Origin of the sequence: Oceanisphaera arctica (genome assembly GCF_002936955.1) — a bacterium.
GTDB lineage: Bacteria > Pseudomonadota > Gammaproteobacteria > Enterobacterales > Aeromonadaceae > Oceanimonas > Oceanimonas arctica.
The window spans coordinates 57,494-82,626 of record NZ_MPZM01000011.1 but is presented as its reverse complement, the minus strand read 5'-3'; the positions used below and the strand labels follow the sequence as shown (position 1 = coordinate 82,626).

Sequence of the window (25,133 nt, the reverse complement as noted above, 5' to 3'; positions counted from 1 at the left end):
GGAAAGGTTTCGACAGAGGCTCAGTCTGCCACGTCGAGTCGATATAATACACAAACACAAAATAGGCGGGTTGCGCCATGAGCAAAGGAATATGGGGAGTCTTGGTCCTGCTGTTGCTCAGCCTGAATGTCAGGGCAGAGGACGTTAGCTTCGAGCTGGAAGGGCTGAAGGGCAAGCTGAAAAAAAATACCCAGGTGTATCTGGATCAGCTGCCCGCCATCGACGCCGAGCAGCTACCCCGCTTTCGCAAAGACATAGAAACGGCGGTGATCAACAGCCTGCAGTCACTGGGTTACTATAACCCGACCATCGACATCACCGCCGACAAAGACAAGCCGGAGCTAGTTGCAGTGCGGGTGAGCGCCGGTGAACCCGTGCGTGTTCGCACCCTGGATTTGCTGTTGCAGGGCGACTCGGCGTCTGACCCGCAGTTTGAACAGCTGATCAACAAGCTCACACTGAAAGAAGGCGATGTCTTTCGTCACGACAAGTATGAAAAGATCAAGGCGAGCCTGCTCAGTCTGGCCCTGGCGCGCGGCTACTTCGATGCCAACTATCAACGTAGTCAGGTACTGGTATACCCCCAGGACAAAGCCGCCGATGTGACACTGACCTTCGACTCCGGCCCTCGTTACCAGTTTGGTGAACTGAGGGTGGACGCAGACCGGCCGGTGGATCGGGTGCTGACGCCGCTGGTGAAGGTGAAACCCGGCGATCCTTATCAGGCCATTCGTCTGGCCGAGCTGAGTCGTGATCTTTCCGCCTCCGGTTATTTCCGTCAGGTCGAAGTCTTGCCGGTGGTGAGCGAGGCCGATGAAAACTACCGCATTCCGTTGGCTGTGGTGCTGCGAGCCAAGGCCGACAACGAAGTAGAAGTGGGTGCGGGCTTCTCGACCGATGAAGGGCCCAGGGTTTCGACCAGCTGGGACAAACCCTGGATCAACAGTCTGGGGCACAGCCTGAAGACCAACCTCAAACTGTCGGCGCCCAAGCAGGACATCAGCGTCATCTACAAGATCCCTCGCGGTAATCCGCTCAACAACTACTACACCATTCAGGGTGGCTATCAGATGCTGGATCAGGACGACACCGTGAGTGATCGTCTGGTGGCCTCAATCCATCGCTGGGACAAAGACACCGATGACTGGACCCGGGATGTGTTTATTCGCTCCGAATACGAAACCTATACCCAGGGTCAGCAGGAAGATGAAAGCTTTCTGTTGATCCCCGGCGTGTCCTACAGCCGAACCCGGGTACGTGGTGGCCTGGATCCGATTTGGGGCGATGCCCAGCTGGCCACCCTGGAGTTGTCCGAACCCTGGTGGGGATCGGACACCCGCTTTATCCGCCTGTGGGGGCGCAGCAAGTGGTTGCGCACCATCGCCGAAAAGCAACGGCTGATCGCCCGGGCCGAGCAGGGCGCCGTGTGGGTTGAGGATGTGCAGAAGCTGCCGCCGTCGTTGCGTTTTTTCACCGGTGGTGACATGACGGTGCGCGGCTTCGGTTATCAAGACATCAGCCCGATAGATGAAAACGGCGATCGACTGGGGGCCAAATACGCCACCGCCCTGAGTCTGGAATACGACTACAAGGTGGCGGAAAAGTGGCGTGTCGCCAGCTTCGTCGACACAGGTACCGCGACCAACGACTACACCGAAGACTGGAAGCTAGGCACCGGGGTCGGGGTGCGCTGGCTGACGCCGGTGGGGGCAGTTCGCCTGGATCTGGCATTTGGCGTATCGGAGGATCAAGTCCCCATGCGGATACACTTTACCCTGGGGCCCGAACTATGATTTTTACGCGTATCTTCACCGGCCTGGTGGTGAGCCTGTGTTTACTGCTGATGCTGTTGTTCAGCCTGCTGTTTACCCATGTGGGTAATCAGTGGCTATGGGGGCTGGCCAAGCAGCAGGTGCCGGGCCTGAGCGGCACCATGGCTTCGGGCCAGCTGGGCCGGGGTTGGCAGTTTGACGAGCTGAGCTACGAGCAGGACTCGCTGGCCTTTTCGGCCCGACAGGTGACCATAGACTGGCAACTGGGCAAGCTGCTCGACCGCCGGTTCTGGTTGCAACAGCTGGTGGCCGAAGACATCGAAGTCACCATCAAGACGCTGCCGCCAGCCAAAGACACAGCATCGACCGAGCCGCTGGGGCAGATAACGCCACCGCTGCGTATCGACCTGGATGACATTCGTGCCGACAGGGTAAAGATATCCCTGCCCGGGCAAACGATCTCCTGGCAGAGTCTGCAGCTGGCGGCCCACTGGGATGCGGACGGCATGGTGATCACGGGCCCCAACATGCAGGGGCTGACCCTGACGTTGACACCCGGTGAGGATGCCGCAACCACAGGCGAAAAACCCGCCGTTGCCGCCAGGTCACCGCTGACCCTGCCGGAGGTGGTACTGCCTTTCCCGGTCAAGCTGCAAGGCTTCAGCCTGACCGAAAGCCGGCTTATTCAGGGCGGGCAAACCCGGGCCCTGCATGCTCTGGTGCTGGAGCTGGAAGGTCAAGACAGCGAACTGAAAATTCTGACAGCCGAGCTTGACCACGAGCTGGCCAAAGTGACCCTCGGCGGTAATATCACCCTGAGTGGAGACTATCCGCTCGAACTGGCATTGAACGGCACCCTGCATAAACCACTGCTGAACGGACAACTGGAAGGCCAGACCCTGGCCCTGACCTTGTCCGACAGTCTGCAAAATCTCAAGGGAAAGCTGGCCCTGGGCGAGGTGGTGGAAGCCAATGCCAGCCTGACGGCACAACCGCTGAACCCCGAATTGCCGTTCAATATCTCGCTGAACTGGCAACAGCTGGGCTGGCCGCTGACCGATCCCCAATGGCGACTGAAGCAGGGCAAGTTACGGCTCAAGGGCAAGCTGGAAGACTATCAACTGACCCTGAATGCCGAAGGTCAGGGGCCGAGCCTGCCGCCGCTGGGCATCAAGCTGGCGGCGAAGGGGGATCTGAAAGGGGCCCGCCTGAACCCGCTGACCCTGACGCTGCCTCAGGGCGAGGCGAAGGTGACCGGCGCCCTGAGCTGGGCCAAGGGCATCGACTGGCAGGGACTGCTGACGCTGACCGAGGCCGATCCAGGTGCCTTTGTGGCCGGGCTGGAGGGTCGCCTCAACGGCGAGATGGACACCCGCTTTGTGCTGCAGGGCAAAAAGTGGGAGCTGAATGCCAGGCCCGATATTCATGGGCAGTTGCGGGATTATCCGCTGTTGCTCAAGGGCGAGGTGGTGCTGGATCAGGCATTGCAGGGCAGCATCAATCAGCTTCGGCTGATCAACGGCAACAACCAGCTGACGGTCAATGGTCGCATCACAGACCGCTGGCAGCTGGACGGCGTGCTGAAGGCACCGGAGTTGGCGGTGTATTCCCCCGGCCTGTTCGGCGATCTGGCTGGCGACATCCGGGTACGGGGCGAGCTGGCCGCGCCGCAGATTGAGGCCAGCCTCACCGGTGGCCGGGCCGGTTTTAACGATAACGAAGCGCGCGACATCAAGTTGCAGGCCAAGGCCACGCTGGGCGATGCCATCAGAGGTGATGTGCGGCTGACGGTGGACCGCATTCGGGCTGGCGAGATGGAATTCAAAAAGCTGCTGCTGACCGGCAAGGGTAATGAGGCGGCGCACCAACTCGAGCTGAATGTGGAGGGCGATCCGCTGGCGGCCGAGCTGCGCCTCGACGGCAGCCTGAACAAAGACGGTTGGCGCGGCCGGCTGAGCCGGGCCGTGCTGGATACTCCGTTCGAACGCTGGGCCCTGCAGCAGGAAGTGGCCATGACGTGGCAGGAGCAGCGTTTTCGCGCCGAGCCCCATTGCTGGGGCTCGGGCGAGGCGTCCTTGTGTTTCGACGCCCTCACCGCCAGCGCCAAAGAAGGCCAGGCCGGGGTAAATATCCGCGATCTCAATCTGGCCCGACTCGAGCCGTTCTTTCCCAGAGACTTTTCCTGGGAGGCGATACTGGGTGGCCGGGTGGATCTGCGCTGGAAAAACGGCGCACCCACGCTTAACGCCAACATCAGTACCACGCCGGGCACCTTTGTCAGCGGCGATACCCGACTCGACTATCAGACGCTGTCACTCACCAGCGAGATGGTGGAGAACCGGCTGCAGTCGTCGCTGGCCTTTCGCTCGACCAAGCTGGGCCGGTTGGCGCTGGATGCCAATGTGGCGGATCTCAAGGGACGCCGAGCGCTCAGTGGCAACCTGAGCATTGACCAGCTAAAACTCGACTGGCTGGCGCCGCTGCTGCCGGAAGTGGCCCGCCTGCAGGGCACTCTGGCCGGCAAGGCACGACTGGACGGCACCCTGCAGGCGCCCTTGCTGTTTGGCGACATCAGCCTGACCGGCGGCGAGGTAGATACCTATTCCGACATGGTCAAGGTGCGTGACTTTAGTACCCGGCTGGATATCCGGGGCACCAATGCCACCCTCAACGGTCAGCTCAGGATGGGCGATGGGCCGCTGAATATCAGCGGTGAGCTGGACTGGCGGCAGTTGCCGGTGAGCGGCGAAATTCGCCTCAAGGGCACAGAGCTGGAGGCCGGCTATCCGGGCATGGGCCGGGTGCGGGTCAGCCCGGATCTGCAAATCGGCCTGGGCGAGCAGGCCACGGTGCGAGGCGAAATCCTGATCCCCTGGGCCCGTATCGAGGTCAAGGAGCTGCCCGAAAGCGCCGTGTCCCGTTCGGCAGACGTGGTCATAGTGCAGGCATCGGGCATCATTCCCGAAAAAGCCCCCAAGCTGCCGCTGGATATTCGTATCAATGTGCGGTTGACCGAAGATGTACGCCTGGAGGCCTTTGGTCTGGATACCCGGCTGGAAGGCAAGCTGCGTATCGTGCAGCGGCCCAGACGCAGCATGCGCGCCAACGGCGAGATCCGGCTGATTGATGGCAAGTTTCGCGCCTACGGTCAGAACCTGTTGATCCGGGACGGCAGCATTCTGTTCAGCGGCCCGCTGGATCAGCCCAACCTGAGGGTGGAGGCGATTCGTAACCCGTCCAGCATGTCCGACAGCAGCATTACCGCCGGGGTACGGGTTTCGGGCAGCGCGGCTCAACCCAAGGTGGAAGTGTTCTCGGATCCCGCTATGCCGCAGGTGGAGCAGCTGTCTTACCTGCTGCGCGGACGGGGACTCGAAGGCGGCGGTGAAACCGACGGTAACGCCCTGGTGCAGTCGATGCTGCTGGGCGCCGGTGTCGGCAAAATCGGCGGCCTGGTCACCAACGTGGGCGAGGCACTGGGGCTGCAGGACGTGTCGCTGGATACCGGCGGCAGCGGCGACGATACCGAGGTGAATATCAGCGCCTATGTGTTGCCGGGGCTGCAGATTGGTTATGGCGTCGGGGTCTTCTCGGCCATCGGCGAGCTGCGGCTGCGCTATGAGCTATTGCCACGGCTCTATTTGCAGGCAACCAGTGGTCTGAGTCAGGCGATTGATATCTTCTATCGATTTGAGTTTTAGGTAGTGGCGCCCGGCGCCGAGCGCCCAGAGCAATATCAAATCCGGCCGTCATCCTGATGAAAATCAGGATCCTGGTCTGGTGTTGTTTGCAGAAAGATACGGTCGCCAGCCCGGAATGATGCCTCTATCTATGGCTTGTGGTGTTTTCTTTTACCTTGGCGCCAGGCACTAAATAGATTTGCTGTGGCAGAAACTGCCGGGGCGGCACCGCGCCGCTCATGCTTTTTGTGCCGGCTTTGAGTAAAGTAGGGGCTTGTGATTAAGTTCGGCCTGCGAGAGTACGCTCCATTTTGACGTCCTCTCCTCCCTGAAGGAAGGAGATTCCCGTTAGGGATTAACCCGTCACCGGGTTAACAGGTTCCTGTTTCACAGTGGGCAGCTCGGGCGGGGGCTTGGTTCTCGCCGTAAATTCCGCGCAATGGCGGATTTTACGATGGTGAATCAACCCCATATCCGCCTAAGTCTCACATCCACTCCGCAGGCTTAACATTCGGCGCAACCCGCCGTAGGTCTGCAAGAGACAATTTGAGTATAGAAACCGTTGGTGCTATGCGCCAATCGCTATCCCTCCCCGCCCTAAAAGGACGGGGTTTCTCGCGGAGAGAACTGATGATGTCTTCGCCTTTGCTGCAACAGGAACGGCTGGCCAAAACCATGCTGGTCTGCATGGCGTTTTACGTCCTGCTGGCGATGCACCTTTATTTACCTCATCTGTTCGGTATCGGCCTGCAACTGCCATTCAATGTCATCGGCTGGTTTTTTGTCGGCCTGATGACCACCCTGGGGCTCTGGCACTGGCACCGTCGGCGCCTGTTGACCAGCCGCTTCTGGCTGGGGCTGGTGGCGGCGAGTTGCCTGCTGTGGCTGCCGTTTTTCTATGGGCATAACAATTCCGTGGCCGGCCAGGCCTTGCCGCGCATGCTGGGCCTGTGCGGCGGCCTGTTGTTTTATCTGGCCCTGCAGCAATGCCGCTTCAACGGCCGGGGCCGCCGTTACCTGCTGTATTGCCTGCTGGCGGCGGTCAGCGTAGAGATTCTTCTGGGTCTGGCCCAGTTCTTCGTGCTGGAGCCGGGCAACTGGTTTGGCTACAACACCGAGGTGCGTTCGCCCTATGGTATTTTTCAGCACCGCAATGTCATGGCCAGCTTTGTGGCTACCGGCATGGTGCTGGCGGTGTACCTCTGGCTGCACGAAGCCAAGTCACCCTGGCGCGGCTTTGTGCTGAAGTCGGTCTGGTTTTCTGCGGTGCTGGGGGCGGGCGGCATGCTGGTGGTGCTGCTGCAATCCCGGGCCGGTCAGTTGGGGTTGCTGCTGGGGCTGCTGCTGTTGCAGCCGCTGATCTGGCAAACCCTGATCAAGACCCGCTCCAAGCGCCTGCTGGCCAGCCTGCTGCTGATCCCGCTCGGTATCGTGCTGGGAGTGGTCGGCCTGGATGCCTTCGACATGAGCAAGCGCAGCCTGAGCATCTATACCCAGGCCGATGGCCGTTTCGACATTTATGCCCACGGCTTGCGCATGTGGCTGGACAAGCCCTGGCTCGGTTTTGGCTACGGCAGTTTCGAGTCGTCGTTTTATAGCACCTATGCCGACTGGCGCGAGCTGACCCCGGGGGCACCGCCGCTGTTTACCGAGATGGGGCACCCCCATAACGAGTTTCTGCTCTGGGCCATCGAAGGCGGCGTGGTGCCGCTGCTGGGACTGGTGCTGATGACCGGCCTGGTGCTGCAGCTGCTCTACCGGCTGCCCTTTGCCCAAAGCCTGGCCTGGGTCGGAATACTGACCCCTATTTTCATTCACAGTCAGACCGAATTTCCGTTTTATCACTCGCTGCCGCACTGGTTCATGATGCTGGTGCTGCTTTATGTCATGGATGCGGAATACGGCCAGCGTCGTCTGCTGGCGGCACCATTGGCCTGGAGCCGTTGGCCGTTACGCGCCTGGGGAATGGGCCTGATGCTGTTCATGGCCACCGGCCTCTATGCGGGCCAGCAGCTGACCCGTTACGAGCAGAATGAAGACCGCACCGAGGCGCAATTGCAGGCGGTGGTGAATCCCCTGATCTGGTATGACAGGGTGGCTTTTTATCGTCATCACTGGCAGCTGAGCCGCGGCCTGCTGGCGGAAGACAGAGAACAGTTGCTGGATTACGTGAGCTGGGCCCGGCGTTTTCTGACCCACACGCCTCGGGCGGGGGTTTATTACAATGCCTACCTGGCGCTGGCCACGGCGGGGGAGGAAGACGAGGCCCAACAGCTGTTGGGTGAAGCCCGGCGGCTTTATCCCAATGTGCAGCTGTTGCGCAGCAACCGGATTTTGCGGGCACGGGAGCGCCTGGCCACGCTGGCGCCGGGGATCTCGGTGGCCGAACTGAACAAAACCATTCCGCTGTACGAACACCTGCGCCCGGCTATCGGCGGAGCCTACTGATTAGCGGGGCGAACCGCACGGCTCCTCCCCCTTGGCAGCGGGGAAGCAGACATAGATATGTAGTCTGGCCAGGGGGAGGCGGGGTGGGGATGTCATTACAATCGTGCAGAAACCCCTCCCCAACCCTCCCCTTGCGTTGCACCTCGCAGCCATGCTGCAGAAACAGAGCTCGAGGGGAGGGAGTACACCGAACGGTTCTTTCGTAGGGTCGAATTTATTCGACCAAAGGCGTTACACGCGGACTCGACTGGTCCAATGAATTGGACCCTACGGTGAGAGCACACCAACTCAGCGGGAGGCGATCAGCCGCTGCTGGGCTTCGTCGGCGGAGCCGAGCGCTTCAACCAGTACCATGTCTTGCTGCCAGTCGATGCGCTGGCCGGTGCTGGCATAGAGGCTGTCGTTCAGGCTGTCGGGGGTGGCATTCGGTTGCAGCTCGGCGCGGCGGCCGCCGGGCAGATAGATGGCGCCGGTGGCAAAGTCGACCGCAAAGGCGATAACGCCGGGTACGATAAAGAACAGCAGACCCACACCGTTGGCGATGGCCACGACCGGATCGATGCGGCCGCTGATCTGGCCTTTGCGTTCCGGATAGAAGACGGTGCCGCAGGCGGCCAGCTGGGTGGTGAGTGTGCCGGCCAGCACCAGTGCCAGCGACTTTCGTTGTAGTATTTTCATGGCAGTTCTCCGAAGCGGTAAAACACCCTGACAGTGTATCCGATAATGGTACTACTTGAATCCGATTTGATGAGGCAGTGACAGAGGCTGGCGCTGATCATATTGTTGCCTCAAGTATCAGAGGCGACGCCGGAGCGGCCCCTTTATTCGGAACTGATACGACAAGCACAAATCGCAGGCAATAAAAAACCCACCTTAAAGGTGGGTTTTTTAAAGGGTAATCTGGTCGGCGTGAGAGGATTCGAACCTCCGACCCCTAACACCCCATGCTAGTGCGCTACCAAGCTGCGCTACACGCCGACATCGTCATACTTACCACGGTAAGCGACGGGGCGGATATTAGGTAATGCCCCCGACGCTGTCAATACAGAACCGGGGTCGCCCGGTTCGTTTGCCGTTTATCTGTGCAATCAGCATTAAATCCAGCATTAAACCCAGCACTTTTGGCGGGTGAACGGCAGGCGTTAGCCTAAGGACTACGGGGTGGTGACGCGGTGCCGGGGGACTATGGGGCAGTTGATCGGGGTTGCGTTTTTAATCAATAGTTTATTCAGCATGACTTCATTCCCTTGACGACCAACAAGGCTATAATAGCGAATCCTGGACTGTGGCAGACTGGCGCGGCCCGGCGACTTATTTCAAGGAGAGCAGCAATGGCAGAAGAAACCATTTTCAGCAAAATTATCCGCAAGGAAATTCCCGCCGATATCCTGTATCAGGACGAGCTGGTTACGGCCTTTCGCGATATTTCGCCCAAGGCGCCGACCCACGTTCTTATCGTCCCCAATGTGCTGATCCCCACCGTGAACGAAGTGGAAGCCGAACACGAGCTGGCTCTGGGCCGCTTGTTTACCGTGGCCCGCAAGCTGGCGGCCGAGGCGGGGCTGAGTGAAGACGGTTATCGTCTGATCATTAACTGTAATCGTCACGGTGGTCAGGAAGTCTACCATATTCACATGCACCTGCTGGGTGGCCGTCCGCTGGGCCCCATGCTGGCTCAATAAGGAAGATCATGAATCCCTTTCGCTTAACGTTATTGCTGGCCGCCGGCATGGCACTCGGGGCCTGTACCATGCCCAATCCCTATTCATCCCAGCCGGCGCCGGTCAGACCGGTTGGCTCGGAGTCTGCACAACCGGTTGTGCAGGTGCCCCAATCGGCTCCGGTTCTGCAGCCACCGGTGATTGATATGCCCACAGCCCCGGTGGCGCCGCTGCCGGAGGTGCGCAGCGCCAATCTGGAACGGCTGGTCGACGGGCTCGCGGGCCGCCTCAAAAACAGCTCCGCCGTCAATGAAGTGCAGGGAGCCGTGCTGCTGGACGACATCGGCAATCAGGTCGGCAGCCCGGTGGATACCCAGGGCCTGACCGAACGCCTGCGCGCCAACCTGAGTGGCAGCCTGACCTTTGCCGACGGTGCCAGGGTAAGCAGCCTGCGCCAGCAGCTGGCCTATCAGGGCGGCCGGGCCGACATGGCGGCGCTGGTACGACTGGGCAAACAGAGTGGCGCCGATTATCTGCTGTCCACCACCCTGACCCGCAACGGCGGAGGCACCAGGCTGCAAGGGCAACTGATGGAACTGAGCAGCGGCGAGGTGCTCTGGTCCGATAGCGTGAGTGAACGCTGATCGGCTGCTGGCGTCACTGCCCCCGCAATGGCAGGGGCAGCTGACGCCACTGGCGGGCGGTTACACCAATCTTTGCTGGCGGCTCGACACGGCTCGGGGCCCTTACTGGCTCAGGCTGGGCTGCGAAAATCCGTCCCTGCTGGGCATAGACAGAACCCTTGAGCTGCGGGCTCACACCGCCGCGGCCAAGGCGGGGCTTGCCCCCGTGATCCGTTATGCCCGACCCGAACAGGGTCTGCTGATCCTGGACTGGCTGGATGAGCCGGACTGGCGTGGGCGAGAGCCGGACCTGCCCCTGCTGATGCGCCGGGTCGCCCGGCTGCACAAGATACCCATCGACCTGCCGCCGCTGGATCTGGCAGCCCAGGCGCGTCATTATCTGCGGCAACTGACGCCGCTGGCACCCGAACTGGCGGTATTTGTGCCCCGTTTTGCCTCGCCGGTGCTGAATCCGGCCTTTACCCCCGTGTTTTGTCATCATGACCTCAACGCCGCCAACCTGCTGGGCGAACGGCCCTGGTTGCTGGACTGGGAATACGCGGCCCGGGGCGATGCGGCCTTTGAGCTGGCGGTGATTGCCGACAGCTTCGAGCTGGACCCCGAGCAGGAGCGGGCACTGCTGGCGGCCTATGGTGCTGCCGGCGGCCCCCTCGACTGGCGTCGTTTTCAGGCGCGCCGGCTCTGGGTACAATGGCTGACGGCCCTGTGGGCGGCGCTGCAGTACCGGCGTAACCCGGCCCCGCACTATCTTGAGCTGCAACACAGGGCGCTGGCGCGGCTGGCGCAGGCATTAGGGTCTGTTGACCTTTCACCGTGAAAGGTCAACAGACCCTAATGCCTATCGAATTGAACTGACCACTAAAGCGCGGTAATAAAGCGCGGTAACGGAGTAGTAATGGGCCCCTTTATTCTTGATGTGCAGGGTTGTGAGCTGGACGCCGAAGAGCGTGAGTTGCTGGCGCACCCGACGGTGGGCGGGGTCATATTTTTCCGTCGTAACTATCACGACCGGGCGCAGCTGAGAGCCCTGGTCAAGGCCATTCGTGCGGTCAAACCGGGCCTGCTGTTGACGGTAGATCACGAAGGGGGCCGGGTGCAGCGTTTTCGCGACGGCTTCTTCCCGCTGCCGGCTCCGGGCAAACTGGCGGCGCTGAACAGCCCGGATAAACTCACCCTGCTGGAAGACGCCGGCTGGATGATGGCGGCCGAGCTGCTGGCCCATGATATCGACCTGAGCTTTGCGCCCGTGCTGGATCTGGAGCGGGGCAGCGAGGTGATTGGCGATCGCAGCTTCGGCACCGATCCCGAACCGGTTATCGAGTATGCCAGCGCTTACATCAAGGGCATGAATACCGCCGGCATGGCGGCGGTGGCCAAGCATTTTCCCGGCCATGGCAGCGTGCGCGCCGACTCTCACAAGGAAAGCCCGGTCGACCCCCGCGACTTTGCCGAGATAGAGCAGGCGGACATGGTGCCGTTTCGCGCCCTTATCGCCGCCGGCCTGGTGCAGGGCATGATGCCGGCTCACGTCATTTATTCGGCGGTGGACCCGCACCCGGCCGGGTTTTCATCCTTCTGGCTGAAACAGGTGCTGCGGCAAAAACTCGGCTTCAAGGGACTGATCTTCAGCGACGATCTGACCATGGAAGGCGCCGCCGTGGCGGGTGGCTATGCCGACAGGGCCCATAGCGCCCTGCAGGCAGGCTGCGACCTGCTGCTGGCCTGTAATCACAGGGCCGGCGCCGTCGAGATCATCGACGCTTTGCCTCACGATATAAAGCGGGACCTGTCTTCTCTGCGCAAACGCGATTTGTCTGCCCTGGGCAAGCGTGAGACGGCCGTCGCCAGTAACTTGTATGGCAGCCGTCGCTGGCGCGAGGCAAGTGAACGGCTGCGCCGGCTGGAAGGCTGAGCAAACGGGGTCTTTGATAGTTAATTTTATGTAAAAATACAGTTGTACTTTCAGCCTCGACTTTTAAAATATGGCCTCTGTAGGGAGGCCATCGCAAGAGTCTTCGGCTATGGCTGCGACACACATCCGCCATAGCCGCAGGTTTTTTACATTATCCAGGGGTCAAACATGACAAAGATTATCGTAGTCGGCGGTGGCGCCGGCGGTCTTGAGCTTGCCACCAAACTGGGTCGCAAGCTGGGCCGCAAGGGCAAGGCGGAAGTGACACTGGTAGACCGTAACCGGACTCACTTGTGGAAGCCTCTGCTGCATGAAGTAGCCACCGGCGCCATGGATCCCGGTATCGACGGCCTGAGCTATCGCTCCCACGCCCATAACCACGGCTTCGGTTTTCAGATGGGGTCGCTCACCTACATCGACCGGGACGCCAGGACCATTACCCTGGCCCCGATGCTGGACGATAGCGGCAGGCCGATGCTGAGTGAGCGCACCCTGCAATACGACATTCTGGTGCTGGCCATCGGTTCGGTTTCCAACGACTTCGGCACTCAGGGCGTGCGCGACCACTGCATCTTTCTGGACAGCCCGCAGCAGGCCGAGCGTTTTCATGACGAGCTGATGAACCGCTTCCTGCAGTACGGTGAAAGCGAGGCCGTCGACGACAAGGTAAACATCGCCATCGTCGGCGCCGGCGCCACCGGCGTCGAGCTGTCTGCCGAGCTGTACAATGCGGTTGAACACCTCAGCGCCTATGGCTTCAAGAAGCTCAGCCGTGACTGCCTGCGCCTGACTCTGGTGGAAGCGGGCCCGCGCATACTGCCGGCACTGCCCGAGCGCATCTCCGGCATGGCTCACAAGGAACTGCGTGAGCTGGGGGTGGATGTACGCACCAATACCATGGTGGTGGAAGCCACCGCCGAAGGTCTGAAAACCAGGGATGACGAGCTGATCCCGGCCACCCTGATGGTATGGGCCGCTGGCATCAAGGCGCCGAACTTCCTGAAAGAGATCGCCGGCCTGGAAACCAACCGCATCAATCAGCTGACGGTCAAGCCGACCCTGCAGACCAGCCGGGACGACAGTATCTTCGCTATCGGCGACTGCGCTCACTGCATGCAGGAAAACGGCAAGCCGGTTCCGCCGCGGGCCCAGTCTGCCCACCAGATGGCGAGCCTGGTCTACGACAACATACTGGCGCGGCTCAACAACAAGCCGCTCAAGTCCTACGTTTACAAGGATCACGGCTCTCTGGTGAGCCTGAGCCGTTACTCCACCGTCGGCTCCCTGATGGGCAACCTGATGCGTGGCTCCATGATGGTAGAAGGCCGTATCGCCCGCACCGTGTATGTGTCTTTGTATCGCATGCACCAGGTGGCGCTGCACGGCTACACCCGCACCGGTCTGATGATGCTGGTAGGGCGCATCAACCGCTTCCTGCGGCCCCGCCTGAAACTGCATTAAAACCGCAGCCAGAAGTTGAAAATTGAAAGTTGAAAGTTGAAAGCGGGAAGGGCGACCTTCCCGCTTTTTCATTTTCTGGCCACGCAATCCCGGGCCCCTTATTGGTGGCTCACTTGATCCAAATCAAAGGAATCTCTCAAATTCCTCTTGGCCGCTATTCAGCCTTGGCTATTAAAACAACAATGAATTAGGGTTGGTAAGGCTTGGATTTCAGAGCTTTTTTTGTCGCGTTTAAACTCTTGGTTTCGACGGCAATTTCGACAGGGTGGTTGGGTTGGTATGTCACATTCTCAGGTTAATCTTTCCAGGCGCCGACTGTTTACTCGCCAAAAAATCATGGATACCCCCTCACTGCCATGGGTAAAAGAAGCGCAATTTACCGACTTGTGTACCCAATGTGGTGAGTGCATAAAGCAATGCCCTGCCAGGATCATTCGCCCCTCCGATGGCGGCTTCCCCCGTGTTGATTTTGAAGTCGGCGAATGTACCTTTTGTTACCAATGTGCAGAGGCGTGCCCCGAACCCCTGTTTTTGCCAAAAACCGAACCAGCCTGGCAAGCAAAGGCCGTAATTGAAGACAGCTGCCTGGCGATGAAAAACGTGGATTGCCGAAGCTGTGGTGACAGCTGTGAACCCTTCGCCATTACTTTCAAACTGGCGGTGGGCAGAGTGGCACAGCCGCAAATAGACATGAATAGCTGCACCGGATGTGGCGCCTGTGTGTCGGTGTGTCCGACCTCCGCGATCACCATCAAGAACACCTTTCAAGAGAGCGCCAATGTCACTGAATGAAGTTCATATCTCAAGTTTGGTGGTTCACGCCGTGCCCCAACATTTAAACGCCATCAAACGCCAGATTGAAGCGTTTGACGGTGCAGAAATTTATGGCGAAAGCGCAGCCGGGAAGTTGGTGGTGGTAATAGAAACCCGAAATCAGGGTTATATCACCGACACCATAGATGCGATAAATCAACTAGACCACGTATTAAGTACCGCATTGGTGTTTCATCAAATTGAGCATGACCTCGACGATGAAATCAGTGCCGCAGACAAGAACACGGAAGTTTAAGGACAAGCCATGAAATTAACCAGACGTGCCTTTGTAAAGGCAAATGCGGCCGCTTCTGCCGCGGCCGTGGCCGGAATAAGCCTCCCCATTTCTGCCACCAATCTGATCGTCAGCTCGGATGAAACCGCCATTAAATGGGACAAGGCACCCTGCCGCTTTTGTGGCACCGGCTGTTCTGTACTGGTCGGCACCCAGAATGGCCGCGTGGTTGCCACCCAGGGCGACCCCGAAGCCCCCGTCAACAAGGGGTTGAACTGCATTAAAGGGTATTTTCTGTCGAAAATCATGTACGGAAAAGACCGGTTAACCACACCACTGCTGCGCATGAAGAATGGTCAGTTTGATAAAGACGGCGATTTCGCCCCGGTGTCCTGGGATCAGGCGTTTGATGTGATGGCGGAGAAATTCAAAAAAGCCCTCAAGGAAAAAGGCCCCACCAGTGTGGGCATGTTTGGTTCGGGTCAGTGGACCGTAATGGAAGGTTACGCGGCCTCTAAATTGATGAAGGCGGGTTTCCGTTCCAACAACCTGGATCCCAATGCCCGCCATTGTATGGCCTCTGCCGTGGTCGGCTTTATGCGTACCTTTGGTATCGATGAGCCCATGGGCTGTTATGACGACTTTGAACATGCCGACTCCTTCGTGCTGTGGGGCTCCAACATGGCCGAAATGCACCCGGTACTCTGGACGCGCATCACCGACCGTCGCTTGAGTTACTCCCATGTCAAAGTGAACGTGCTTTCAACCTATTACCATCGCAGCTTTGAACTGGCCGACCGAGGCATGATTTTCCATCCGCAGTCGGATCTGGCCATTGCCAACTTTATTGCCAACTACATCATTGAAAACGACGCGGTTAACTGGGACTTTGTTGATAAACACACCCACTTCAAGCAAGCGCAGACCGATATTGGTTATGGCCTGCGTGATGATGACCCATTACAGGTTAAAGCGAAGAACCCCAACTCGGGCGATATCTCGGACATTTCGTTTGAAGAATATAAAGCATCGGTTGCGCCTTATACGGTAGAAAAAGCGGCGGAAATGTCCGGCGTGCTACCGGAAGACCTGATTGCACTGGCCAAACAATACGCGGATCCCGATACCAAGGTCATGTCGCTGTGGACCATGGGCATGAACCAGCATACCCGTGGCGTGTGGATGCAAAGCCTGGTGTACAACCTGCACCTGCTCACCGGTAAAATCTCGGAGCCGGGTAACAGCCCCTTCTCGTTAACGGGTCAGCCGTCGGCTTGTGGTACGGCCCGTGAAGTAGGCACCTTTTCACACCGCCTGCCAGCGGACTTACTGGTTGCCAACCCAAAACACCGCAAGATTGCAGAAAAAATCTGGAAGCTGCCGGAAGGCACCATACCGCCAAAACCGGGCTTTCATGCGGTGCAGCAAGACCGGATGCTCAAAGACGGTGTACTGAATGCGTACTGGGTCATGTGTAACAACAACATGCAGGCGGGCCCGAACATCAACACCGAACGCCTGCCGGGTTACCGCAACCCCGACAACTTCATTGTGTGTTCAGACCCCTACCCAACGGTGACCGCACAAGCCTCGGATCTGATTTTACCTACCGCCATGTGGGTAGAAAAAGAGGGGGCCTATGGCAATGCCGAGCGTCGTACCCAGGTGTGGTACCAGCAGGTGTCGCCGGTGGAAGGAGCAAGATCCGATCTTTGGCAAATCATGGAATTCGCCAAGCGCTTCAACATCGAAGAAGTGTGGGATGAAGAATTGATGGCCAAGGCGCCAGAGCTTAGGGGCAAGACCATGTATGACATCCTGTTTGCCAACGGCAAGGTGGATCAATTCCCACTGACCGAAGCACAGGAACTGAACGACGATGCAAAGGATGCCGGTTTCTACGTACAAAAAGGCCTGTTTGAAGAATATGCCGAGTTTGGGCGCGGGCACGGCCACGATCTGGCCCCCTACGATGTTTATCATAACGTGCGTGGTTTGCGTTGGCCGGTGGTGGATGGCAAGGAAACCCTGTGGCGTTTCAACCCCGAATATGACCCCTATGCCAAACGTGAAGGCCGGGACTTCTACGGTCAGCCCGATGGCAAGGCCCTGATCATTTCGGCGCCTTACGAAGCACCACCAGAGGTGCCCAATGATGAATACGACTTGTGGTTATGTACCGGCCGCGTGCTGGAACACTGGCATACCGGTACCATGACCCGTCGTGTGCCCGAGCTTTACAAAGCGGTACCGGATGCGAATTGCTATATCCACCCTGATGATGCCCAGGCGCGTAACCTGCGCCGTGGTGATGAAGTGCTTATTCAGTCACCGCGGGGTGAAGTGCGTGCCCGAGTTGAAACCCGTGGTCGTAACCGCCCGCCGCAAGGCCTGGTATTCGTTCCCTTCTTTGATGCGCGCATTCTGGTCAACAAGTTGATTCTGGATGCCACCGATCCGCTATCCAAGCAGACGGACTACAAAAAGTGTCCGGTGAAAATCACCCGAATCGCGAGCGTATAACGTCATCACCGACAATCACCCAATCCATTCATGTGGTATTGGGTGATCAAAAAAGAATCGGAGCAGGTTATGAAAAAAATCATCATGGCATTGGTCGCGGCAAGTACGCTGCTGTTCGGTGCAGTACAGGCAGAAGATGCCAACGATATCTACACACAGGCTGCCAGTAATCCGGGCGGCATCGGTGGTGTGGGCTCTTTACGTGGGATGAGCGAAATTGAAACTACGCGCCCTGCGGACGACTTCAAGCGCTTCCCCAAAGATCACCAATTAGACAGTAACTATGTGTATCAGCCACCCCTTGTGCCTCATACCATCCGTAACTATGAAGTGTCGTTAAACGCCAACAAGTGTCTTTCTTGTCATAGCTGGAAAAACGCCAAGGAAATGGGCGCCACCAAAATCAGCGTCACTCATTATGTGAATCGTCAGGAACAGGTACTGTCGGATGTGTCGCCGCGTCGTTACTTCTGTTTGCAGTGTCACGTGCCACAGGCAGACGCAAAACCTTTGGTTGATAACAGCTTCCAGAGCGTCGATTCATTGCGGTAATAAAGCGCGACTTAAGAGTGAGAGTCATGAAATTATTAAAAAGATTCTGGAAGCGTTTATCCACACCCAGTAAGGCCGCGGCAGGGGTTGTGTTGCTGATGGGCTTTATCGGTGGATTACTGTTCTGGGGTGCCTTTAACACCGGAATGGAAGCCACCAACACGGAGCAGTTCTGTTCCGGCTGTCACGCCCCCATCGTGAAGGAGATCCGTGAAACCATTCACTACTCCAACCGTTCGGGTGTGCGTGCCATCTGCTCCGACTGCCACGTTCCTCATAACTGGACCGATAAGATAGTGCGCAAGGTGCAGGCATCCAAAGAGCTGGCCTTTCACTTTATTGGCACCATAGATACGGACGAAAAGTTCAAGGAACGGCGCGGGCATCTGGCGCACCGCGAGTGGCAACGAATGAAAGAAAACAACTCGCAGGAGTGCCGTAACTGTCACCAGTTCGACTATATGGACTTCTCGGAGCAGGGCCCGCGTGCAGTAAGCCAACACTCTACCGCTCTGGCTGCTGGCGACAAAACCTGTGTGGACTGCCACAAGGGCATTGCCCATAAACTGCCGGACATGAGAGACGTGGAAGGCTGGCAATAATACCAAACAGGTTAAACGACAGATCTGCTTGGTGGCTCTGCGCAAAGGTCGGATAAACGGCCAGCTCCCCCGACACGCCGTAAAGACATGGCACTCGATGTTTCAACCCGCTGCGAACATTCGCCGGATGTTCGGTCGGGCTGAAACATCTCGTCACGGCGAGCAAGCGCGCCCCATGGGGGCTCCGCCGCGCATCTGACCGCCAGGGATGGCGGGAATGCCGAAAATGCAGGAGCAATTTTCGGCCATGGCGCGGAGGGTCGGCGGAGCTGCACCCTTTATCCTCCCTGACGGCAGGGAGTGGCCTGCTGGTATCGTCTACAGATAGCTCGGCGCTCGTGAAGAGGCAATAAAGAAGGGCTCCCACCGAGCTCAGCAACGATCAGATCTTTAGTCCGATGGGTATAAATACCGGAGACCGGAAACAAGAAGGGGAAAGCGATGAGCACCTTGGAATACGTTATATGGCATATACTGGGCTACGCCGCCATGCCCGTGATTATTCTGGCCGGATTTATCGCCGTGGCAGTTGTGTGCATCGGCGTTTTATCCATAACCAAAGACAAGCAGATTGATTAATACTTCCAGAGAGAACAGGCTGAAAGCAAAAAGCGGGGAGGGCGACCTTCCCGCTTTATATTTTTGTAGACTGGCGTGAGCTGGTATTACAGTCAGGTAACGCCGCCAACACGGGCGAGCGTCAGCGAGTCCAGCCAGCTTGCTGGCGTTTGTGATTGGCCTTGTTAGGCTTTGCTTTATTCTACGCAGGTCACATTATTTACATGATTTTTAACTAATTATAAAATTTTTTATTTCAATCAGTCAGGCCCGTCGTGTGTCATATCGTTGTGCATTGACTCTGGTATTTTTATAACACAGATATCGTGGGTAGATTTTCCCTAGGCAGCTGGTAACACATTTTCATCTGCAGGGAAATCGCTGCCGCGTATAGATAAAATGCTGATATATTTCTTTCGTGGCAGCTGTACCCGCCGATGATCAAGCGTGATGCTCTATTTAATATGAACCGACATTCCGCACCTATTTTTAGATTTATTTTCGGCGAAGATGTCTACTCGTTTTAAGAAAATAAGCGAACTAGCGGTTTTGATGTCGATGTGTAATACAGAGCTATCGAAAGGAAGGACATAACCTTCAACCTCCTGAATTTGGGATAAAAATAGCGTAACCGAGCATTAATACACAATACCCTTCCTAGTGTCAGCTAGAACCTAATACTGACGGTGATTTTGAGATAATCGTCACAATTTTAAATCCGGGAATTAGGTGCGGAATGACGGATATAAGATTGCTCTTTATTCCCAAGTCACGAAAGTATCTATCACATACTTTCCAGACCTTGTTCAAGCCACTTTAATAGTTCTTCATTTTTTGCTGACCACATTACCTTGTTCAAACATTCAGAATCGACATCCAGATATACTGAGCCACCACCTGAGCACTTAGCTTTCACCCACTCATGAAAAGATGGCTTCATAATACCAAAAATTTCAAACGCCTCATTACTATTAAGAATCCACATATCCGATGAAGACACAGAAAACATTTTATCAATAACATTTACCGCCACATCCTGTTCAATTAGATATTCTCTAACCACTGCACTCATCTCTTTATATCTTAACTGTGCTTTACCGGCAGATAACCCAGCGTAATATGCCTTATCAAAATATGGACGATGCAAACCAACCCTACCAACAAAAATTCTATACTTTGCCGAAAATAATATAAACGAGCATGCACTGTAGCAATCACCAAACGACTTAACTGGCAAATAAAACCTATCTATAAACCTGCCTATTTTAATAGCCTCATCCAGATCTCCTCCATTAGACCCAGTAATAACAATATCCTCAACAGGATATTCATGCGTTAGTGAATCAACAAACAATCCGAAAAACTTATCATAATCACCCTGAGAAATATCACCTTTAATAATTATAGCTGCTGGAACATAACTACCATCATTCAAACCCATCCCTTTCCTTAAGTTTAAATCAGCAGAATTTGTTCCGAAAGATATAAGAGTTAACACAGGTAAAACAAAAAATTTAGCTAAATTCAACAAAACCACGGCACACCTCAAATGAAATTAATGTAAAAATAATTAGAAATTAAAATGTAAAAGTAGCGCAATAAATTATGCCGCGACAGCGGCGGACCCAATAATTTTTATGGCCTCCAGACCGATAGAGTTTACTAATTAAGAAAATGCTGAATCCATGATTCCCTTCTCTTTACGCATGACGCTTCACTCAGAGGAAAATAATAGTTGGCTATAATTTGCGACGCAGGAGCAAAGCCTACTGTTATTTTCCCTGTTGCAATAACTTGTTAGGCTTATGCCCAAAGTATATTCATAAACTGATTAAGTTTTGGAATGTGTTCACGGTACGCATAGAACAAAACCTCTTCGTTTTCTATAGCTTTAGCTACAGCGTAGCGATGATGACCACCTTGAAAAATAACTTCGTTATTCTCTATAGGCTTAATTACAGGAGGAGTAATAGGGTTTCCCTCAGATAAATACACTATCATCTTGGCTAGTTTCGATTGACAGCCAAGTTCCCATAATTCGTCGCCATCTCGCCGACTGTAATGACACAAATATTTATCAAATTCTTTTAGAGGCATATGGCCAAGAACCAGTCCGTCAGGATACATTTTTTCAAAATCAGACTGTGTTAGACCATCAAAGCAAAATCTTTGAGATTCTAATCGGTAATCCCAGTTAAATTTTATAGCAGGCCATTCTTCCGGAGGTTTATTGTAAAAGTCTCTTGACTTGTTAAAAACCCGCTCACGCTCTTCGGTTTCACGCCTGTAATGCTCAGTACTTTCATATCCGAATACTTGAGCTAACTCATCATCCATTTCGTCCATATGCTCCTCGGATAAGCCTAACGCCTAGCACAGCTGCGTAGCAAACTTGGCGGCTTTGCTGCGAATGCAGAAAAGGTGACAAGGTTTGCGGAGTCAGATTGCTGCGCCTTGTTATACCTTACTTGGAAATCCATTTTGCTATCTCATTGCAATATTTGAATTTCTGACCTTCGCATTCAGATATGCACTGTGTAGTGTCAAATTTCAAATCTTCAAATAGCTTGTCCCTAGCGATGGAAGATAGATCAGAGCCATAGCTCTTAATGTTTTTCTCTTTTCTCTGAATGTTTTTGTAATAGTGCCCGCACATGTAGCCTTCTTCTGCTACTACAATTGAAGGCTGTAATAATACAGTTGCGGCAACTACCCATAGCCACTTCATCATAAATTCTCCTGATTCGATTATTAGGTATAACATTTTAATACTACGCATGCTCATATACACGCATGCGCATATTTGTTCCGAGATGTGCGCAGTATCAACATTGACGTTTTCTTAACCCGCTGATCTGCAGATAATTTCTCATTACAATGGGTGATAAATGCGCATCGCCTGTGGTGATTTCACGCATCATTTCCAGATGGCTGTTAAATATGCTGCACATGCAGTCGTCTGGATGGTCGGGCAGGTATGCCAATCGTATCATTCACCCACGCTACCGCCCTGACGTTTCAGGCCGTCATTCCCTGCTACACCGGTTTTCAAATGCGTCTATTCTGGCCGCAGAGGTGGGGAAGGGCAATTGCAAAAATGAAAAAGTGAGATGCATAACGGTTAGTTGATGGTTTTGTGGGCGGTTCGAGGAAGGGGCCTCTTTTTCAGGCCACGCCGGAATTGACAGGAGGGCAAAGGGATTTGCTCGGCCGACCATCCGCGCCACGGATGGCGCGGCTGAGCCTCCACGGATGGATTTACGGCGAGTCGGTGGAGCGGGCCCTTTGTCCGACAGGTTGCTGCCGATATCGCGCAGTACTGGTTGTTGCTACGGAGTAGTCTGATCCGCCAACTGAAGTGGCGGCTACAGGGTAGACTCTGATGTTGTGTTTTTCCGCAGAGCACGCTGGGATTGACAGGAGGGCAAAGGGATCTGCTCGGCCGACCTTCTGTTTCAGGGATGAAGCAGAGAGCCTCCACGGATGGATTTACGGCGAGTCGGCGGAGCGGGCCCTTTGTCCGACGTGTTGCCGCCAATATTGCGCAGTACTGTCTGTTGCTACGGAGTAGTCTGATCCGCCAACTGAAGTGGCGGCTACAGGGTAGGCTCTGACTCTGATGTTGTGTTTTTCCGCAGAGCACGCCGGGATTAACAGAAGGGCAAAGGGATCTGCTCGGCCGACCTTCTGTTTCAGGGATGAAACAGAGAGCCTCCACGGATGGATTTACGGCGAGTCGGCGGAGCGGGCTCTTTGTCCGAGGTGTTGCCGCCACCAACTTGCCTGGTGCTGAACATCCCTGTATTCTACGCGGCCTTTTTGTTTTTGGATGTCTGCATGATCGGATTTGACTACGGTACCTCAAACTGTGCTGTCGGCGTTATGGAAGAAAATAACCCGAAAATTTTAACGCTAGGTGATCATGGTCGATATATCTCGTCAACGTTGTATGCCCCGAGTCGTGACGTTATTGTCAACTGGCTGTACAAACACTTGCCAGTGGCAGAACAGAAAAACTTTCAGCAGCAACGCCAAAGACAACTGCAAAAAGGGCAGATTGAATTAAAAGAGCTGGCATTGGATGGCTACCCGACTGAATTGTCGTTTGGCCAGCAAGCATTGAATCATTATCTGCAAGAGCCCGATGAAGGCTATTACATCAAATCCCCCAAGTCTTTCCTGGGTGCGACGGGCTTGCTGCCACAACAAGTTGAATTATTTGAAGACATTGTTGCGGCCATGATGAGTAACGTAAAAACGCTAACCGAAGCGGCACTCGGCAGAAGTGTCAGCCAAACGGTGATTGGCCGCCCGGTCAACTTTCAGGGGTTGCGAGGTGACGAAAGCAACCGGCAAGCACTGCAAATACTGACCAATGCCGCAAAACGCGTTGGCTTTAAAGACGTTGAATTTCAATTCGAGCCGGTGGCCGCCGGCTTCGAGTATGAAGCCTGCCTGACTAAAGAAACCCGGGTGCTGGTGGTCGATATCGGCGGTGGTACCACCGATTGCTCCATGCTGTTGATGGGGCCGAAACAGGCGGCTTCACAAGACAGAAGCGGTGACTTGTTAAGCCACACCGGTGAACGTGTTGGTGGTAATGACTTTGACATTACCTTTGCGCTTAAAGGCATCATGCCCAGCTTTGGCCTGGACAGCATGCTGAAAACCGGTAAGCCCGTGCCGGCCAATAGTTACTCGCAAGCCGTCTCCATTAACAACATTCATAATCAAACCGAATTTTACAGTGCCGCCAATGGCCGGTTTTTAGAGCAGCTGGTCCGTGATGCAGAACAGCCTGAGCTGTTATCGCGCTTGTTGACCGTGCAAAAACATAAACTCAGTTATCGCGTGGTCAACGCCGCAGAACAAAGCAAAATTGCCCTGACGGACTGCACCGAGCAGCTCGTCGATTTATCCGACATAGATAAGGGCTTGACCGTAAATCTGGACAGAGACGGCTTTGCCAGGGCCTGCCACCGAGAACTGAGTACCATAGCCGCGCTCATGACCGATGCGATAACCCAGGCCGGCTGTGAGCCGGATGTGGTATTCGTGACCGGCGGTACCGCCAAGTCACCCGTATTGAATCAGTTCTTGCAACAGCAATTTCAGCATACGCCCATCGTGATCGGTGACCACTTCGGCAGCGTTACCGCCGGCCTGACCCGTTGGGCCAACAAAATTTATGGGCCCTGCGGGCAGCGTTAAGTCGTAAGCCTGTCAGGTAAGTTCAAGCGGATTCGGCGCCAACCTCCTGCAATGCCCGCACCCAGGCATCGGACTCCTGAGCGCCGGAGATGAGGTACTTGTTGTTGATAATGAATGCCGGCACGGACGTCACACCTGCCTGCTGGTAAGTGGCTTCCTCTTCTCGCACCATGGCAGTGTATTGATCCGAGTCCAGTACCTGTTTGGCCTTTGCCGGATCCAGCCCCAGCGCCGCAACGCAACTCAATAGCACAGTGTGATCGGAGACATCCATCGCCTTGCCAAAATACACGTCGAACAGGGCTTGTTTCATGGCGGTTTGCCGGCCCTGTTCACCTGCCCACTTCACCAACCGATGGGCATCGAAGGTGTTGCAGGTAAATCGCTGCTGTATCTTCTCGAAGTTGAGGCCAAGATCGGCGGCAATCGTCATCATACGACTCTGATTTTCCCGCATCTCTTCCTCGCTCCGCCCGTATTTTCTGGCCAGGGCTGGCAGTATGGGCTCCCCCTGGCCGGTGTGGTCGGGGTTCAGCTCAAATGCATGCCACTGAATGGTGAACTCATACTCTGGTGCCAGTCGTTCCATGGCCTGTTCCAGCCGGGCATAACCGATAGCACACCAGGGGCAGGCGATATCGGAAACGATATCTATCTGTATTTTGTTCATAGTGGGTCCTGTGCATTTTATGACTTAACTAGAGGAGTTCACGGGTGACCTTGATCACGCGTCCTTCTACGGTGCGCTGTATCTTGTCTTCGATCTGGCTGCACTGGGATTCGACCTCGCGTCTCGAGGCCGCCACGACCACAAACGACCATTCGCTGGCATCGTGCTTGTTGTGTTCACCACTCTCACAGACCGCCACCGCCGGGTTGCGCCCGAACCGTTCGTGCATGCCCCCTATACGCTGGCGTTTTTCTTTTAGAGAGCCACATCCCGGCAGAGAAAAAGTCATGGTCAGAATACCGATATGCATGTCGTTATCCTTACCGGCTAACGCCCAAATAATAGGCTAAGTAATGGTTGGCTAAAATTGTGAGCGAAGCAAAACCTAGCT

21 protein-coding genes and 1 tRNA gene are annotated in these 25,133 nt (G+C 55.7%); 15 read left to right on the top strand and 7 right to left on the bottom strand.

Annotated elements, in window-relative coordinates; genetic code table 11:
- Positions 1-77 precede the first annotated feature (77 nt).
- The 3 genes from tamA (at position 78) to UN63_RS07275 (ending at position 7,900) form a co-directional block, all read left to right on the top strand.
- Positions 78-1,793 carry an autotransporter assembly complex protein TamA gene (tamA, locus tag UN63_RS07285; RefSeq protein ID WP_104486108.1) on the top strand — a complete coding sequence of 572 codons (1,716 nt, stop codon included), beginning with the start codon at positions 78-80 and terminating at the stop codon, positions 1,791-1,793.
- On the top strand, positions 1,790-5,473 hold the full coding sequence (gene tamB, locus UN63_RS07280) for an autotransporter assembly complex protein TamB (RefSeq protein WP_104486107.1): 3,684 nt from the start codon (positions 1,790-1,792) through the stop codon (positions 5,471-5,473). The genes tamA and tamB overlap by 4 nt, the downstream gene beginning before the upstream one ends.
- A 609-nt stretch (positions 5,474-6,082) precedes the next feature.
- Positions 6,083-7,900 carry a PglL family O-oligosaccharyltransferase gene (locus tag UN63_RS07275; RefSeq protein WP_104486106.1) on the top strand — a complete coding sequence of 606 codons (1,818 nt, stop codon included), beginning with the start codon at positions 6,083-6,085 and terminating at the stop codon, positions 7,898-7,900.
- A gap of 288 nt (positions 7,901-8,188) precedes the next feature.
- On the opposite strand, the gene UN63_RS07270 is transcribed toward UN63_RS07275, so the two are convergent.
- The gene (locus UN63_RS07270; protein WP_104486105.1) at positions 8,189-8,578 is read right to left on the bottom strand and encodes a hypothetical protein; all 390 of its coding nucleotides are present in this window, start codon (positions 8,576-8,578) and stop codon (positions 8,189-8,191) included.
- A gap of 223 nt (positions 8,579-8,801) precedes the next feature.
- Positions 8,802-8,878 (bottom strand) — tRNA-Pro (locus UN63_RS07265).
- Positions 8,879-9,231: 353 nt separating this feature from the next.
- Between UN63_RS07265 and hinT the strand changes: the two genes are divergently transcribed.
- From hinT to UN63_RS07210, 11 genes are all read left to right on the top strand, one after another.
- The gene (gene hinT, locus UN63_RS07260) at positions 9,232-9,582 is read left to right on the top strand and encodes a purine nucleoside phosphoramidase (RefSeq protein WP_104486104.1); all 351 of its coding nucleotides are present in this window, start codon (positions 9,232-9,234) and stop codon (positions 9,580-9,582) included.
- 8 nt (positions 9,583-9,590) lie between these two features.
- Positions 9,591-10,205, top strand: coding sequence for a penicillin-binding protein activator LpoB (locus tag UN63_RS07255; protein ID WP_104486103.1), 615 nt, complete (start codon positions 9,591-9,593; stop codon positions 10,203-10,205).
- On the top strand, positions 10,195-11,022 hold the full coding sequence (locus UN63_RS07250) for a phosphotransferase (protein WP_104486102.1): 828 nt from the start codon (positions 10,195-10,197) through the stop codon (positions 11,020-11,022). Before UN63_RS07255 ends, UN63_RS07250 begins: the two co-directional genes overlap by 11 nt.
- 78 nt (positions 11,023-11,100) lie before the next feature.
- Positions 11,101-12,117: a beta-N-acetylhexosaminidase gene (nagZ, locus tag UN63_RS07245; protein ID WP_104486101.1), complete on the top strand. Its 1,017-nt coding sequence runs from the start codon at positions 11,101-11,103 to the stop codon at positions 12,115-12,117.
- A gap of 168 nt (positions 12,118-12,285) precedes the next feature.
- Positions 12,286-13,578, top strand: coding sequence for an NAD(P)/FAD-dependent oxidoreductase (locus UN63_RS07240; protein WP_104486100.1), 1,293 nt, complete (start codon positions 12,286-12,288; stop codon positions 13,576-13,578).
- 279 nt (positions 13,579-13,857) lie between these two features.
- On the top strand, positions 13,858-14,370 hold the full coding sequence (napF, locus tag UN63_RS07235; RefSeq protein ID WP_104486099.1) for a ferredoxin-type protein NapF: 513 nt from the start codon (positions 13,858-13,860) through the stop codon (positions 14,368-14,370).
- Complete coding sequence (locus tag UN63_RS07230) at positions 14,357-14,647, top strand: chaperone NapD (RefSeq protein ID WP_104486098.1); 291 nt, start codon at positions 14,357-14,359, stop codon at positions 14,645-14,647. Before napF ends, UN63_RS07230 begins: the two co-directional genes overlap by 14 nt.
- Positions 14,648-14,656: 9 nt before the next feature.
- Positions 14,657-17,149, top strand: coding sequence for a periplasmic nitrate reductase subunit alpha (gene napA / locus UN63_RS07225; protein ID WP_104486097.1), 2,493 nt, complete (start codon positions 14,657-14,659; stop codon positions 17,147-17,149).
- A gap of 69 nt (positions 17,150-17,218) precedes the next feature.
- Complete coding sequence (locus tag UN63_RS07220; protein WP_104486123.1) at positions 17,219-17,701, top strand: nitrate reductase cytochrome c-type subunit; 483 nt, start codon at positions 17,219-17,221, stop codon at positions 17,699-17,701.
- A 26-nt stretch (positions 17,702-17,727) separates the two neighbouring features.
- On the top strand, positions 17,728-18,303 hold the full coding sequence (locus UN63_RS07215; protein ID WP_104486096.1) for a NapC/NirT family cytochrome c: 576 nt from the start codon (positions 17,728-17,730) through the stop codon (positions 18,301-18,303).
- Positions 18,304-18,744: 441 nt separating this feature from the next.
- The gene (locus UN63_RS07210) at positions 18,745-18,882 is read left to right on the top strand and encodes a TIGR02808 family protein (RefSeq protein WP_104486095.1); all 138 of its coding nucleotides are present in this window, start codon (positions 18,745-18,747) and stop codon (positions 18,880-18,882) included.
- Between the two features lie 763 nt (positions 18,883-19,645).
- Here UN63_RS07210 and UN63_RS07205 read toward each other — a convergent pair.
- The 3 genes from UN63_RS07205 to UN63_RS07195 form a co-directional block, all read right to left on the bottom strand.
- Positions 19,646-20,398, bottom strand: a complete 753-nt coding sequence (locus tag UN63_RS07205) for a hypothetical protein (protein WP_146084724.1) — start codon at positions 20,396-20,398, stop codon at positions 19,646-19,648.
- A 266-nt stretch (positions 20,399-20,664) separates the two neighbouring features.
- Positions 20,665-21,207, bottom strand: coding sequence for a transcriptional regulator (locus UN63_RS07200; RefSeq protein WP_229793519.1), 543 nt, complete (start codon positions 21,205-21,207; stop codon positions 20,665-20,667).
- 118 nt (positions 21,208-21,325) lie between these two features.
- A complete protein-coding gene (locus tag UN63_RS07195) occupies positions 21,326-21,592 on the bottom strand; it encodes a hypothetical protein (RefSeq protein WP_104486093.1) in 267 nt (88 codons plus the stop codon).
- Between the two features lie 1,106 nt (positions 21,593-22,698).
- Between UN63_RS07195 and yegD the strand changes: the two genes are divergently transcribed.
- Positions 22,699-24,072: a molecular chaperone gene (gene yegD / locus UN63_RS07190; RefSeq protein WP_104486121.1), complete on the top strand. Its 1,374-nt coding sequence runs from the start codon at positions 22,699-22,701 to the stop codon at positions 24,070-24,072.
- A gap of 22 nt (positions 24,073-24,094) precedes the next feature.
- Here yegD and UN63_RS07185 read toward each other — a convergent pair whose 3' ends face one another.
- On the bottom strand, positions 24,095-24,742 hold the full coding sequence (locus UN63_RS07185) for a DsbA family oxidoreductase (RefSeq protein ID WP_104486092.1): 648 nt from the start codon (positions 24,740-24,742) through the stop codon (positions 24,095-24,097).
- Positions 24,743-24,770: 28 nt separating this feature from the next.
- Positions 24,771-25,052, bottom strand: a complete 282-nt coding sequence (locus tag UN63_RS07180) for a DUF503 domain-containing protein (protein WP_104486091.1) — start codon at positions 25,050-25,052, stop codon at positions 24,771-24,773.
- Between the last annotated feature and the right edge of the window lie 81 nt (positions 25,053-25,133).